Raw genomic sequence first — 13,269 nt, forward strand, 5'->3', positions numbered from 1 at the left:
GTCCGGGGGTCTCAAGGGCCAGAGGCGGGCGCTGGCCTGGCAGCGCCCGCGGTTGATGCCTCGCTTACGCGACCGACTTGGCGACGCCCTCGACGACGCTCTTCAGCTTCGCCGCGCTGTCGTCCGAGAGATCCTTCGAGTCACGGATCGTGGCGAGCAGGTCCTGGTGCTTCGAGCGCAGCGTCGAGAGCAGCGCGTCCTCGAAGGCGCGGACCTTCGCGACCGGGAGCTTGTCGAGGTAGCCGTTGACGCCGGCGTAGATCACCGCGACCTGCTCCTCCATCTTCAGCGGCGAGAATTGCGGCTGCTTCAGGAGCTCGGTGAGCCGCGAGCCGCGGTTCAGGAGCTGCTGGGTCGAGGCGTCGAGATCCGAGCCGAACTGCGCGAAGGCCGCCATCTCGCGGTACTGCGCGAGCTCGCCCTTGATCTTGCCGGCGACCTTCTTCATCGCCTTGGTCTGGGCCGAGGAGCCCACCCGCGAGACCGAGAGGCCGACGTTCACCGCCGGGCGGATGCCCTGGTAGAACAGGTCGGTCTCGAGGAAGATCTGGCCGTCGGTGATCGAGATCACGTTGGTGGGGATGTAGGCCGAGACGTCGTTGGCCTGGGTCTCGATCACCGGGAGCGCGGTGAGCGAGCCGTTGCCGGCGGCGTCGCCCATCTTGGCGGCGCGCTCGAGCAGGCGGCTGTGGAGGTAGAACACGTCGCCCGGATAGGCCTCGCGGCCCGGCGGGCGGCGCAGGAGCAGCGACATCTGGCGGTAGGCCACCGCCTGCTTGGAGAGATCGTCATAGACGATCACGGCATGCATGCCGTTGTCGCGGAAGTACTCGCCCATGGCGCAGCCGGCGAAGGGGGCGATGAACTGCATCGGGGCGGCGTCCGAGGCGGTCGCCGCGATGACGATCGAGTACTCGAGCGCGCCCTGGTCCTCCAGCACCTTCACGAACTGGGCGACCGTCGAGCGCTTCTGCCCGATGGCGACGTAGATGCAGTAGAGCTTCGCCTTCTCGTCGCCCGCCGCGTGGCCGGGCTTCTGGTTCAGGATGGTGTCGAGGGCGATCGCGGTCTTGCCGGTCTGGCGGTCGCCGATGATCAGCTCGCGCTGGCCGCGGCCGACCGGGATGAGGGCGTCGATGGCCTTGAGGCCCGTCGCCATCGGCTCGTGCACGGACTTGCGCGGGATGATGCCCGGCGCCTTCACGTCGACGCGGCGGCGCTCGCTCGACTGGATCGGGCCCTTGCCGTCGATCGGGTTGCCGAGGCCGTCGACCACGCGGCCGAGCAGGCCCTTGCCGACCGGCACGTCCACGATGGCGCCCGTGCGCTTGACGGTCTGGCCTTCCTTGATCTCGCGGTCGGAGCCGAAGATCACGATGCCGACGTTGTCCTGCTCGAGGTTGAGCGCCATGCCGCGCACGCCCGACTCGAACTCCACCATCTCGCCGGCCTGGACGTTGTCGAGGCCGTAGGCGCGGGCGATGCCGTCGCCGACGGACAGGACCTGTCCGACCTCGGAGACCTCGGCTTCCTCGCCGAAGTTCTTGATCTGCTCTTTCAGGATCGCGGAGATCTCGGCGGCGCGGATGTCCATCGTCGGGCCTCTTGTCAGTCAGATGTGTCGGTGGCGGGTGCGGCGGACCGGTTGCTTACCGGGCTTCGCGCATCGCGAGGCGGATGCCGTTGAGCTTGGTGCGAAGGGACGCGTCGACCATGCGGGAGCCCATCTTCACGATGATTCCGCCGATCAGGCTGGGGTCGACATGGAGGTCGATGTCGATCTCCGCCTTTGCGACGTCGCGGAGCGAGGACTTGATCTCCTCGAGCACGGCGTCCGAGGGCTTCTCCGCGACGCGCACCTCAGCACGCACGTAGCCCTTGGCGCTGCGCACCAGTGCGCGGAACGCCGTGATCATGTCGGGCAGGGCGAAGAGCCGGCGGTTGGCGGCGGTGAGCCGGATGAAATTCGCGGCCAAGCCGTCGATGCCGGCCTTCTCGATCACGGCGCCGATCGCGGCCTTCTGCTGCTCGGCGGTGAAGACGGGGCTGCGGACGAGGCGGCGGAGATCCGCGCTTTCCTTCAGCAGGGCGTCGAACCGGTCGAGCTGCTCGGCCACGGCGTCGAGCTGGCGCTCGTCGCGGGCCAGTTCGAACAGGGCGGAAGCGTAGCGGCCTGCCATGCCCGCGACGAGGGGACCTGCCTCGGAACCGTTTTGCGCCACCCGTCGCTCTCTCTTGTCTTACCCGCGGTTCCGGCATGCGAAAAGCCCGGTCGGAGGGCTTTGAGCGCGGAGACCGTTGGAAAAGGGATTGTGCCGGCAGCCCGGAAGCGTAGAAGCCCCCGCCCGGCGCGGCGACCGCCTAGCATGGCAACACGGTGGCATGCAAGGTTAGGCGGCGCGGCGAGCGGAGCGTTTGCGGGGTATTCCGCGGGACGGGGCGAACCGCGATCGGCCGGGATCGGCGCCGTCCGGGGGCGGGACGGCGCGGCGTCAGGTCCGCACAGGCGAGTCCGTGAGGGGGTCAGCGGCGGCGGCCGGTGCCGATGCGGTTCGCCCAGGCGCGAACGGGAGCCTCGATGGTCTCGCCGAGGACGACGCCGGCGATCACGGCGGCGACCATCGCGAGGAGCTGAGCGGTCAGGAGTTCCATCGTCGTTCCACGAGCCTCGGGGCCGGTCCGCCGCCGCCATCCTGCACATGCGTGACGCGGTCTGGACCCCGACCGCCGCGAACCTGGCCAGGATAGCCGGGAAGCCTTCCCGAACTCTGAACCGCCCCGGCCGACGGCGCGCGCAGGCCCGCTCAGCACGCCAGCCTGTCGCAGCGGCGGGTGCTCGCGATCATGCGCGCCATCGTCTTGAGGCCCGGATGGCCCAGGATTCCGGCGTTTCCGAGGACGTAGGAGGGCGTGGCGTACAATCCGAGATCGGCGGCAAGCCGCATGTGGCTCTTGAGGGCGAGGCGCACCTCCTCGCTATCGGCGATCGCCTCGATCTCCGCAGCCGGAACGCCGAGTTCGGCAGCCGCCGCCAGCGCGCCCGGCCCGTCGATTCGCCCGGGCTTGCCCAGAACCTGTCGGTAGAAGGTCCAGGCGGGCGCCGAGCCGAGACGCCGCTGCACCGCCAGCATCACCTTGGCGGCCTGGGCCGATTGCGGCGACAGGATCGGGTTGTGGACGAGCCCGATCCGCAGAGCCGCGTCGCTCTCGCGGAGCGAGGCCACGTCGGCGGCGGCCTTGCGGCAATAGGGGCAGTTGAAGTCGAAGAACTCGTAGAGGGCGGTCTCGGCATCCGGCGTGCCCGCGTAGGTGACGCCGCGCAGGGCGGGGATCTGACCCGTGATCTCGCCCGGCAGCACGCTGTTGGCCACCGCCTTGCCCTCGTCGCTGCGGACGGCGACCGCCTGCCCATAGCTCTGCGCCGCGGCTTCCCGCGCGGTAAGGGCCGAGGCGGCCGTGAGGGCGAGGAAGCGGCGGCGGGAAACGGTCATGCCCGAGGGTTCCGGCTTGGGGGAAGCGGCCCTTCTAGCGCAGGATCGGGCGTCGCGCAGGCCCTCGGGATCCCCGTTGCCCCCGTGTCAGCGCAGGTGCCCCGGCCGGTCGCCGGCCGCCCAGGCCAGGGCCTGCTCCAGCCTGTCGTTGCCCCAGAACAGCTCCCCGTCCTCGGTCAGGAAGCTCGGCGCCCCGTAGATGCCGCGCGAGCGCGCCTCCTCGCCCGCCACCCGGAGCCGGGTCTTGTTGGCCTCGGCGCTTGCGGCCTTCACGATCTGCGTGCCGTCGAGCCCGAGGCGGTCGAGGATCTCGATCACCGCCGCCGGCTCGGCGATGGATCGGCCCTGCGCGAAGCTCGCGGCGAACACCGCCTTGGAGAACGGGATCAGCCAGTCTTCGCCCTGGCCGAGGACCGCCACCCGGGTGGCGCTGAGGCTGTTCTGCGGGAACGGATTCGGCCGCGTCAGCGGCGGCAGGCCCTGGCGCGCCGCCTCCCGCTCGACGTCGCGCCACATGTTGCGGCCCTTGGACGGGAACAGGTTGAAGGGCGAGGAGGTCCAGCCCTGGGCGGCGAAGATCGGGCCGAGCAGGAACGGCCGCCAGCGCACGGCGACGTCGGCGGCCGCGGCCGCGGCCTCGATCCGCGCCGCGGCGAGGTGGGAATAGGTGGAGGCGAACTCGTACCAGAACTCGATGGATGGCTGGCGGGCCATGGGGAGTGTACCTCCGCTCGGGCGTCGGGAAAGCGTGGAACACAGCATCGCCCCGGCGTCGGGACGGGGCGAGTCTCAGGGAAGATGGGGCGCGCCCAGCTGAGGTCGAACGCCCGATCCGGCATGCTGGTTGCAGGCCGTCGGCCCGCGCGATAAGCCGCGCGCAGCCCTTCTCAGCACCGGAAACCGCATGTCAGCTCCCGACCAGAAGCCCGTCAAGAAGGTGGTGCTGGCCTATTCCGGCGGCCTCGACACCTCGATCATCCTGAAATGGCTGCAGACCACCTACGGTTGCGAAGTCATCACCTTCACGGCCGATCTGGGCCAGGGTGAGGAGCTCGAGCCTGCGCGCAAGAAGGCGCAGCTCCTCGGCATCAAGGACGAGAACATCTTCATCGAGGACCTGCGCGAGGAATTCGTCCGCGATTACGTCTTTCCGATGTTCCGGGCCAACGCCGTCTACGAGGGCGTGTATCTCCTGGGCACCTCGATCGCCCGGCCGCTGATCGCCAAGAAGCAGATCGAGATCGCCGAGCGGCTCGGCGCCGACGCCGTCTGTCACGGCGCGACCGGCAAGGGCAACGACCAGGTCCGGTTCGAGCTCGGCTACTACGCCCTGAAGCCCGACGTCACGGTGATCGCGCCCTGGCGCGAGTGGGATCTGCGCTCCCGCGAGCAGCTCATCGCCTTCGCCGAGCAGCACCAGATTCCGATCGCCAAGGACAAGCGCGGCGAGAGCCCGTTCTCGGTCGACGCCAACCTGCTGCACGCCTCCTCGGAGGGCAAGGTGCTGGAGGATCCGGCCGTCGAGGTGCCGGACTACGTCTATTCGCGCACCCTCTCGCCCGAGGAGGCGCCCGACACCCCGACCCTCGTCACCATCGGATTCGAGCGGGGCGACGCCGTATCGATCGACGGCGAGCGGCTCTCGCCCGCGACGCTGCTGGCCAAGCTGAACCAGCTCGGCCACGACAACGGCATCGGCCGCCTCGATCTGGTGGAGAACCGCTTCGTCGGCATGAAGAGCCGCGGCATGTACGAGACGCCGGGCGGCACCATCCTGCTGCCGGCCCACCGCGCCATCGAGTCGATCACCCTCGACCGCGGCGCCGCGCACCTCAAGGACCAGATCATGCCGCAATACGCGGAGCTGATCTATAACGGCTTCTGGTTCAGCCCCGAGCGCGAGATGCTGCAGGCGCTCATCGACAAGAGCCAGGAGAAGGTCACCGGCACGGTGCGGCTGAAGCTCTACAAGGGCGGCGTCCACGTCGTCGGGCGCGAGAGCCCGAACTCCCTCTACGACCAGGACCTCGTCACCTTCGAGGAGGGCGCCGTCGCCTACGATCACCGCGACGCGGCCGGCTTCATCAAGCTCAACGCGCTCCGGCTGCGGACGCTCGCCCAGCGTCGGAAGCGCGAGGGCTGATCCGCGCGCCTCAGGTTCCGCGCGGCTTGGCCCGGCGCGTCGGCGCCTCGGCGAGCGGATCCTCCGGCCAGGGATGGCGCGGGTAGCGCCCGCGCATCTCGGTCCGCACCGCTGCCCACGAGCCGCGCCAGAAGCCCGGCAGGTCGCGGGTGATCTGAATCGGCCGCTGGGCCGGCGAGAGCAGGTTCAGCACGAGGGGAATGCCGCCCGCGCGCGGATGGCTGTCGAGGCCGAAGAGCTCCTGCACCCGAACCGCCAGGGCCGGTCCGCCTTCCGCGTCGTAATCGACGGGGATGCGCGAGCCGGTCGGCACCTCGACATGCGTCGGGGCCGCGGTGTCGAGGCGGGCGCGGAGGGTCCAGGGCAGCAGCGCCTGGAGCGCGCGGCCGAGATCGTCGGCGCCGATCGCGTCGAGGCTGGTGCGCCCGACGATCTCCGGGGCGAGCCAGTCCGCGATGCCGTCGCTCAGCGCCGCGTCCGACAGGTCCGGCCAGTCGGCGCCCTCCGCGCCGCGCAGGAAGCGGACCCGCGCGAGCCATTGGCGCAGCGCCGGCGTCCAGGGCAACCGGTCGAGGCCGAGGCCGGCGACCCCGCGCGCCAGGATCTCCGCGGAGGCGAGGTCGCCCGGGACCGGCAGCGTGCGCTCGCCCAGGACCACGCTGCCGAGACGGCGCGCGGCGCGGGCGCGCAAGGCCCGCGCCTGCGCATCGAAGCTCACCTGCACGGTCGCGGCGATGCGCTCCGGATAGGCCGCCTCGATCGCCTCCGGTGTGATCGCGGCGGCGGCGAGGATCCGGGCATTGGCGGCCGTGCCGGCGAGGTCGGCCACCACGATGAAGCTCTCGCGGGCGAGGCGGTCGGCGGCGTCGACCCGGCCGGCCCGGCCGTTCGCCATCACGAACTCGCCCGCGCGGCCCCGCGCCCGGGCGATCCGGTCCGGGTAGGCGAGGGCGAGGAGCGGGCCGGCCTCGCCGGGCGCCTGCCCGCCGCCCGCGAGGCGGGCCCAGTTGCCGGCGAGGCGGCGCATGTCGGAGGCGCGCTGGCCGCGGTCGCGGGCGAAGCGCTCGACGCGCTCCGCGAGGTCGACGCCGTCGCCGCCGAGCCCGCGCTCGACGAGTACCGCCGCGAGGTCGGCGGCGGCGTGCGCCTGATCGCGCGCTGCGGCGCTCACCACCATCCGGGCGAGGCGGGGCGGCAGCGGCAGCTCGCGCAGCGCCCGCCCGGTCTCCGTCAGCCGGCCGTCGCCGTCGAGGGCACCGAGATCGCGGAGCAGGGCACCGGCCTCCCGGAGCGCGGGCGCGGGCGGCGGATCGAGGAAGGCGAGCCGGCCCGGATCCGTGACGCCCCAGGCGGCGCAATCGAGAAGGAGGCCCGCAAGGTCCGCCGAGAGGATCTCGGGACGCGTGTAGGGCTCGAGGGCCCCGGTGCCGGCCTCGGCCCAGAGGCGCCAGCACACGCCGGGCTCCGTGCGTCCCGCGCGCCCGCGCCGCTGGTCGACCGAGGCGCGGGAGGCGCGCGCGGTGACGAGCCGCGTCAGGCCGAGATCGGGCTCGTAGAGCGGGATCCGCGACAGGCCGGAATCGACCACGATGCGCACGCCCTCGATCGTCAGCGACGTCTCGGCGATGCTGGTCGCCAGGACGACCTTCCGGCGCCCGGGCGGCACCGGCGCGACCGCGCGATCCTGCTCCGCCGGGGTGAGGGCACCGTACAGGGGAGCGATCTCCGTATCCGGATCGACGCGCGCCTCCAGGGCCTCGGCCACCCGGCGGATCTCGGACTGGCCCGGCAGGAAGGCGAGGACCGAGCCGGGATCGGCGCGCAGCGCCCGCAGGATCAGGTCCGTCATCGCGGTCTCGATGCGGCTGTTCGGGTCGCGGTCGACGTAGCGGGTCTCGACCGGGAAGGCCCGGCCCTCGGAGGCGATCACCGGCGCGTCGGCGAGCAGCCGGGCGACGCGGGCGCCGTCGAGCGTCGCCGACATGACGAGGATCCGCAGATCCTCGCGCAACCCGCCCTGCGCATCGAGAGCCAGGGCGAGGCCGAGATCGGCATGGAGCGAGCGCTCGTGGAACTCGTCGAAGAGCACCGCCCCCACGGTCGCGAGTTCGGGATCGTCGAGGATCATGCGGGTGAAGACCCCCTCGGTCACCACCTCGATCCGTGTGCGGCGCGAGACCTTCGAGCCCAGCCGCACCCGCAGGCCGACCGTCTCGCCGACGCGCTCGCCCAGCGTCGCGGCCATGCGGTCGGCCGCCGCCCGTGCCGCGAGGCGGCGCGGCTCGAGCACGATGACGCGCCGGTCGCCGAGCCAGGGCGCGTCGAGCAGGGCCAGCGGCACGCGCGTGGTCTTGCCGGCGCCGGGGGGCGCGACGAGCACGGCCGCATTCCGGGCCGAGAGGGCCTCGCCGAGTTGCGGCAGAACCGCCTCGATCGGGAGCGCCGGGGGAACGATCTGGCGGGTCATCGGCGCAGCGATGCGCCGGCGACGCCGGGGTTGGCAACCGGTGGGTGAAAATTATTCATCGCCGCTATCTTGTGCTTGTAACTGCCCATTACGTTTCGGGATCAGCAATCATCCGCCTCCGACCCCGAGATCAGCGCAACATTTTTTGCTCCGACATTCAGGAACTCGCACAGCCGTACCTGCTTGAGGCTCCGACGCGCGCAGCCCGCGCGCCGTGGAGATTCATCGATGACGCGTATTGCTTTGACCCTGGCGACCGGGCTGCTGCTCGGCGGCCTCGGCCTCGGTTCGAACTCGGCCTCGGCCGCGCCCGCCTTCGTTCCCGCCGGCGTCGCCGCCACCGACACGATCGAGACGGTGGCCTACCGCCATCACCACATGCGCCACCGCCACCACTCGACCCGCGCCGAGCGCCGCATGCGCCGGATGAACACGATGCGTCACGGCAACCCGAACGCCCGCAACCCGTCGCAAGCGGGCTACAAGCAGCAGCTCGGCAACACCACCGGCGGCCCGCGCTACTGAACCGCCCGCGTCTCGGAACCGAGCGGGGTCGTCGCGACGCGCGGCGGCCCCTTTCGCTATCGTCGGAACCACGACGCCTCGCGCCCTTCTCCCCAGCCATGCGACGACCGGCGCCTGATTCGCCGCGCGGCCTCTGCTAAGACGGGGCCATGCCGCGACACGCCGCCCGCCCGATCGACAGGCCCCGGGAAATGCCGGTCCCGCCCCCGGCCGCACCGGAGACCGCCGGCGCCACCCCGATGATGGCGCAGTACATCGAGATCAAGGCAGCCAACCCCGACTGCCTGCTCTTCTACCGCATGGGCGACTTCTACGAGCTGTTCTTCGGTGACGCGGAGGTCGCGTCCCGGGCGCTCGGCATCGTCCTGACAAAGCGCGGCAAGCACGCGGGCGCCGACATCCCGATGTGCGGCGTGCCGATCGAGCGGGCGGACGATTATCTCAGTCGCCTGATCGCCCTCGGGCACCGCGTCGCGGTCTGCGAGCAGACCGAGGATCCGGCCGACGCCAAGCGCCGCGGCCCGAAATCGGTGGTCCGGCGCGAGGTGGTGCGGCTGGTCACGCCCGGCACCATCACCGAGGACCGGCTCCTCGACCCGGCGCGGGCGAACCTCCTGCTGGCCCTGGGCCGCCGCAAGGTCTCGGAGGATGCCTTCGCGTACGGGCTCGCCGCCGTCGATATCTCGACGGGTCGCTTCGGGCTCTCCGAGGTCACGGCCTCCGAGTTGTCGGGGGCGATCAGCCGACACGATCCGCGCGAGATCGTCCTGTCCGAGGCGATCCACGCCGACCCGGCCCTGGCGCGGATCTGGCAGGAGACCCGGGCTGCCGTGGTGCCCCTGGCCCAGGCCGAGCTGGAGCCCGCGGCGGCGGAGCGGCGCATCCGCGAGCAGTACGGCGTCGCCACCCTCGAGGGCTTCGGGCAGTTCAGCCGGGCGGAGATCGCCGCGGCCGGCGCAGCGCTCCTCTACATCGCCCGAACCCAGCTCGCGGCGCGCCCCGCCCTCGCGGTGCCGTCGCGCGAAACGGAGGGCGCGACGCTCTCGATCGACGCGGCGACCCGCGCCAATCTCGAACTCACCCGGACGCTGTCGGGCGAGCGCGGCGGCAGCCTTCTCGACGCGATCGACCGCACCGTGACGGCCAACGGCGCCCGGCTGCTCGCCGAGCATCTCGCCGGACCGCTCACCGACCTCGCGGCGATCGGCGCGCGCCACGAGGCGGTGGCGCGGCTCGCCGAGGATGCGGGCCTGCGCGGGACGCTGCGCGACGCGCTCGCCCGGGCGTCCGACCTCGCGCGCGCGCTCTCGCGGGTGGGGCTCGGCCGGGCGGGCCCGCGCGACCTCGCGGCGATCCGTGACGGGCTCGATGTGGCGGGCGCGCTCGCCGGCCGGCTCGCCGCTGCGGAGGGGCTTCCCGCCGACCTCGCCCGTCTCGCCGCCGATCTCGGCCGGGCCGACTCGGACCTCGCCGAGACGCTTCGGGCGGGGCTCGCCGACGAGTTGCCGCTGAACCGGCGCGACGGCGGATTCGTCCGCGCGGGCTTCCACCCCGAGATCGACGAGGCACGGACGCTCGGCCATGATTCCCGCAGGGTGGTCGCGGCGCTGCAGGCGCGCTACGCCGACGCAACCGGCTGCCGCACGCTGCGGATCAAGCACAACGGCCTGCTCGGCTATTTCATCGAGGTGCCGCAATCGGTGGGCGAGGCCTGCCTGAAGGGCCTGATGAGCGAGTTCGTCCACCGCCAGACCATGGTGGACGCCATGCGCTTCACCAGCGTCGAGCTGGGCGAGCTCGAATCGAAGATTTCCGGCGCCTCGGACCGCGCCCTCGCCCTGGAGGCGGGCGTGTTCGACGACCTCGCGCGCCGGGTGCTGGCGCAGGCCGAGGCGATCGCGGCGGTGGCCGAGGCGCTCGCCGGGCTCGACGTCGCCGCGAGCCACGCGCACTTGGCCGTGGAGCTCGATTGGCGCCGGCCGGTGGTGGACGATTCCCTGAGCTTCGTGATCCGCGCCGGCCGCCACCCGGTGGTGGAGGCCGCCCTGCGCCGCTCGGGCGAGCCGTTCATCGCCAACGATTGCGACCTCTCGGGCGACACGCGCGGGCGCATCCGCCTGATCACCGGGCCGAACATGGGCGGCAAGTCCACGTTCCTGCGCCAGAACGCGCTGATCGCGGTCCTCGCTCAGATCGGCGCCTTCGTGCCCGCCGCCGAGGCCAGGATCGGGCGGATCGACCGCCTGTTCTCCCGCGTCGGGGCCGCCGACGACCTCGCCCGCGGGCAATCGACCTTCATGGTCGAGATGGTCGAGACCGCCGCGATCCTCAACCAGGCGACGCGGCACTCCCTCGTCATCCTCGACGAGATCGGGCGCGGCACCGCCACCTTCGACGGCCTCTCGATCGCCTGGGCCTGCCTCGAGCACCTGCACGAGGCCAATGCCTGCCGGGCGCTGTTCGCCACGCATTTCCACGAGCTGACGGCGCTCGGCAAACGCCTGGCCCGCCTCGACAACGCCACCCTGAAGGTCGCCGAGCACCGCGGCGAGGTGGTGTTCCTGCACGAGGTGGTGCCGGGCATCGCCGAACGCAGCTACGGGCTGCAGGTCGCGCGTCTCGCCGGGCTGCCCGCGAGCGTCGTGGCGCGGGCCGGGTCGATCCTGAAGGGATTGGAAAAGGCCGAAGCCGAGCGGCCAGGCCGCCCGCGGATCGACGACCTTCCGCTCTTCGCGAGCCTCGCCCCACCGCCGCCGCCCGAGCCGCCTGCCGACGACGCCGTCGGGATCCTCCTCGACGGGATCGATCCGGACGCGCTCACGCCGCGCGAGGCGCTCGATGCGCTCTACCGGCTCAAGCGCGAGCGCGCCGCGAACGGGTGACCGCGGCGCCCAAGCCTCACCCGATCGCCCCGTCGCCTCCGGCGGGAAGGCGTCGGGTGGTCGAATATTTCCCGTGAGGGGCTCTCAATGCGCCGGAGCCGGCCGGAAGCCGTCCGGACAGGCCGTCCGTTCCCGGCCTGAGCGGAATTCGGCGACGTAGTCGAGCGTGCTCGCGACGACGCGCTCGGAATAGGGCTTGGCGATCACGCCGAATGCGCCCGCGAAGTCGTCAGGGATGCGCTTGGCGTTCGCCGTCATGAACACGACCGTGGTGCGCGGATCGGCGCTGAGGGCGCGCGCGACCTCGACGCCGGTCGGGCCGTCGACGAGATGGATGTCCACGAGGGCCACGTCCGGCGCCATCGCCCGCCCCAGCGCGATCGCCTCGGTCGAGGTCGATGCCACCCCGACGGTGACGTGTCCGAGATCGTCCAGCAGGCATTCGAGTTCGAGGGCGATCAGCGCCTCGTCCTCGACGACGAGGATCCGCAGCGATCCGGTCGACGGCGCCGCCTCATCCGTCATGCCATTCCCCTCGCCCAGGCTCACGCGGGTGCCTGCAGGGGCACGCGAATCTCCACCCGCGTGCCTGGCGCACCATCGGTCCAGGCGATGGTCCCGCGCAACTGGCGAACCACCATCTCCACGAGGTTGCGGCCGAAACCCGCCGGGTTCGGCGGCGCCGCCGAGAGGCCGATCCCGTCATCGGCGATGATCATGTGGAGGTCGTCCGCCACCCGGCGCGCGCTGACGCTGACCCGGCCCGGCCGCGCGTTCGGAAAGGCGTGGCGGACCGCGTTGACCGTGAGTTCGTGGATCATCAGGGCGAGCGGAGCGGCCATCGCCGCGGAGACCGCGATGGAATCGACCGCCGCATCGATCCGGGTCACTTCGTTGTCGAGCCCCGCATTCAGGTCGGAGAGAAAGTCGTTCGTGAAATCCCCCAGATTGAACTGCGTCACGTCGCCGGCCGAGTAGAGCATGCGGTGGGCGGTGGAGAGCGCGCCGATCCGCTCGGACATGTTGTGCAGCGCGTCGCGGGCCTCCCCCTCGGGCGTGCGCCGTGCCTTGAGCAGAATCAGCGAGGAGATGACCTGGAGGTTGTTCTTGACCCGGTGGTCGACTTCGTGGAGCAGCGCGGTCTTCTGGGCGAGGGCGAATTCGAGGGCGGCCGTGCGCTCGCGGACCTGGCGCTCGAGCTCCTCGTTGGTGCCCTGCATCGCCGTCTCGATCCGGCGCTTGTGCGTCATGTCGGCCTGGGCGGAGAAGAAATAGGCGAGCTCCCCGGTCTCGTCGCGCACGGGATTGATCGTCATGCCGTTCCAGAAGGCCGAGCCGTCCTTGCGGTAGTTCATCAACTCGCACGAGAGCGGCTCTGCGGCCTCGATCGCCGCGCGCATCCGCTCCACCTCCGCGCGGTCGGTCTCCGGTCCCTGCAGCAGGCGGCAATTGCGACCCATCACCTCGTCGCGGGCGTAGCCCGTGAGCGCCAGGAAGGCGTCGTTGGCCCAGATGATGACGTTGCCGGCGCGCGCATCGGTGACGAGCATCGGCGTCGGGCTGGCATCGAACGCCTGCGCGAAGGTCGCGGGCGCGATCTGGCGTCCCGGTGTGGCGCTCTCCCGCGTCATGCTGCGCAACGTCCCAGCCGTCCGGCGTGCGGCCTGCGTGGACGCTCCCCCGCCACGTTCCCCCGACCACACATGCTCAGAGGCCAGTTTTCAGCAAACCCGTTAAGGAAATGTCGACCATGATGCCCCC

At 71.6% G+C, this 13,269-nt stretch carries 11 protein-coding genes; 3 read left to right on the forward strand and 8 right to left on the reverse strand.

All coding sequences use genetic code 11. The features are described from left to right. Nucleotides 1-64: 64 nt before the first annotated feature. From atpA to ACS5RC_RS18995, 5 genes are all read right to left on the reverse strand, one after another. On the reverse strand, nucleotides 65-1,594 hold the full coding sequence (gene atpA / locus ACS5RC_RS18975; protein WP_478345461.1) for a F0F1 ATP synthase subunit alpha: 1,530 nt from the start codon (nucleotides 1,592-1,594) through the stop codon (nucleotides 65-67). 55 nt (nucleotides 1,595-1,649) lie between these two features. Then, entirely contained in the window at nucleotides 1,650-2,222 is a 573-nt protein-coding gene (locus ACS5RC_RS18980) for a F0F1 ATP synthase subunit delta (protein WP_478345462.1), read from the reverse strand. A 301-nt stretch (nucleotides 2,223-2,523) separates the two neighbouring features. Beyond that, complete coding sequence (locus tag ACS5RC_RS18985) at nucleotides 2,524-2,652, reverse strand: hypothetical protein (protein ID WP_478345463.1); 129 nt, start codon at nucleotides 2,650-2,652, stop codon at nucleotides 2,524-2,526. Nucleotides 2,653-2,804: 152 nt separating this feature from the next. Next, nucleotides 2,805-3,491 (reverse strand): DsbA family protein, encoded by a 687-nt coding sequence (locus ACS5RC_RS18990; protein ID WP_478345464.1) that lies wholly within the window; start codon nucleotides 3,489-3,491, stop codon nucleotides 2,805-2,807. 87 nt (nucleotides 3,492-3,578) lie between these two features. Further along, complete coding sequence (locus ACS5RC_RS18995) at nucleotides 3,579-4,205, reverse strand: DsbA family protein (RefSeq protein ID WP_478345465.1); 627 nt, start codon at nucleotides 4,203-4,205, stop codon at nucleotides 3,579-3,581. Between the two features lie 190 nt (nucleotides 4,206-4,395). Here ACS5RC_RS18995 and ACS5RC_RS19000 point away from each other — a divergent pair, with 190 nt between their 5' ends. Continuing rightward, nucleotides 4,396-5,634, forward strand: a complete 1,239-nt coding sequence (locus ACS5RC_RS19000; RefSeq protein WP_478345466.1) for an argininosuccinate synthase — start codon at nucleotides 4,396-4,398, stop codon at nucleotides 5,632-5,634. Nucleotides 5,635-5,644: 10 nt separating this feature from the next. Here the strand turns inward: ACS5RC_RS19000 and hrpB are convergent, their stop codons facing one another. Next, nucleotides 5,645-8,101: an ATP-dependent helicase HrpB gene (gene hrpB / locus ACS5RC_RS19005; RefSeq protein ID WP_478345467.1), complete on the reverse strand. Its 2,457-nt coding sequence runs from the start codon at nucleotides 8,099-8,101 to the stop codon at nucleotides 5,645-5,647. Nucleotides 8,102-8,329: 228 nt separating this feature from the next. Here hrpB and ACS5RC_RS19010 point away from each other — a divergent pair, with 228 nt between their 5' ends. After that, nucleotides 8,330-8,626: a hypothetical protein gene (locus ACS5RC_RS19010; protein WP_478345468.1), complete on the forward strand. Its 297-nt coding sequence runs from the start codon at nucleotides 8,330-8,332 to the stop codon at nucleotides 8,624-8,626. Between the two features lie 191 nt (nucleotides 8,627-8,817). Next, nucleotides 8,818-11,508 (forward strand): DNA mismatch repair protein MutS, encoded by a 2,691-nt coding sequence (gene mutS, locus ACS5RC_RS19015; protein WP_478345469.1) that lies wholly within the window; start codon nucleotides 8,818-8,820, stop codon nucleotides 11,506-11,508. Nucleotides 11,509-11,592: 84 nt separating this feature from the next. On the opposite strand, the gene ACS5RC_RS19020 is transcribed toward mutS, so the two are convergent. Together ACS5RC_RS19020 and ACS5RC_RS19025 are read right to left on the reverse strand one after the other, a co-directional pair. Further along, entirely contained in the window at nucleotides 11,593-12,033 is a 441-nt protein-coding gene (locus ACS5RC_RS19020; protein ID WP_478345470.1) for a response regulator, read from the reverse strand. Between the two features lie 20 nt (nucleotides 12,034-12,053). Beyond that, the gene (locus ACS5RC_RS19025) at nucleotides 12,054-13,139 is read right to left on the reverse strand and encodes a PAS domain-containing protein (protein ID WP_478345471.1); all 1,086 of its coding nucleotides are present in this window, start codon (nucleotides 13,137-13,139) and stop codon (nucleotides 12,054-12,056) included. Nucleotides 13,140-13,269 lie beyond the last annotated feature (130 nt).

The organism is Methylobacterium sp. HJ2, from assembly GCF_056431005.1.

Bases quoted from the DNA above. Each gene is read 5' to 3' on its own strand.
- atpA (WP_478345461.1), bottom strand. From the start codon at position 1,594: ATGGACATCCGCGCCGCCGAGATCTCCGCGATCCTGAAAGAGCAGATC.
- ACS5RC_RS18985 (WP_478345463.1), bottom strand. From the start codon at position 2,652: ATGGAACTCCTGACCGCTCAGCTCCTCGCGATGGTCGCCGCCGTGATC.
- ACS5RC_RS18990 (WP_478345464.1), bottom strand. From the start codon at position 3,491: ATGACCGTTTCCCGCCGCCGCTTCCTCGCCCTCACGGCCGCCTCGGCC.
- ACS5RC_RS18995 (WP_478345465.1), bottom strand. From the start codon at position 4,205: ATGGCCCGCCAGCCATCCATCGAGTTCTGGTACGAGTTCGCCTCCACC.
- ACS5RC_RS19000 (WP_478345466.1), top strand. From the start codon at position 4,396: ATGTCAGCTCCCGACCAGAAGCCCGTCAAGAAGGTGGTGCTGGCCTAT.
- hrpB (WP_478345467.1), bottom strand. From the start codon at position 8,101: ATGACCCGCCAGATCGTTCCCCCGGCGCTCCCGATCGAGGCGGTTCTG.
- ACS5RC_RS19010 (WP_478345468.1), top strand. From the start codon at position 8,330: ATGACGCGTATTGCTTTGACCCTGGCGACCGGGCTGCTGCTCGGCGGC.
- mutS (WP_478345469.1), top strand. From the start codon at position 8,818: ATGCCGGTCCCGCCCCCGGCCGCACCGGAGACCGCCGGCGCCACCCCG.
- ACS5RC_RS19020 (WP_478345470.1), bottom strand. From the start codon at position 12,033: ATGACGGATGAGGCGGCGCCGTCGACCGGATCGCTGCGGATCCTCGTC.
- ACS5RC_RS19025 (WP_478345471.1), bottom strand. From the start codon at position 13,139: ATGACGCGGGAGAGCGCCACACCGGGACGCCAGATCGCGCCCGCGACC.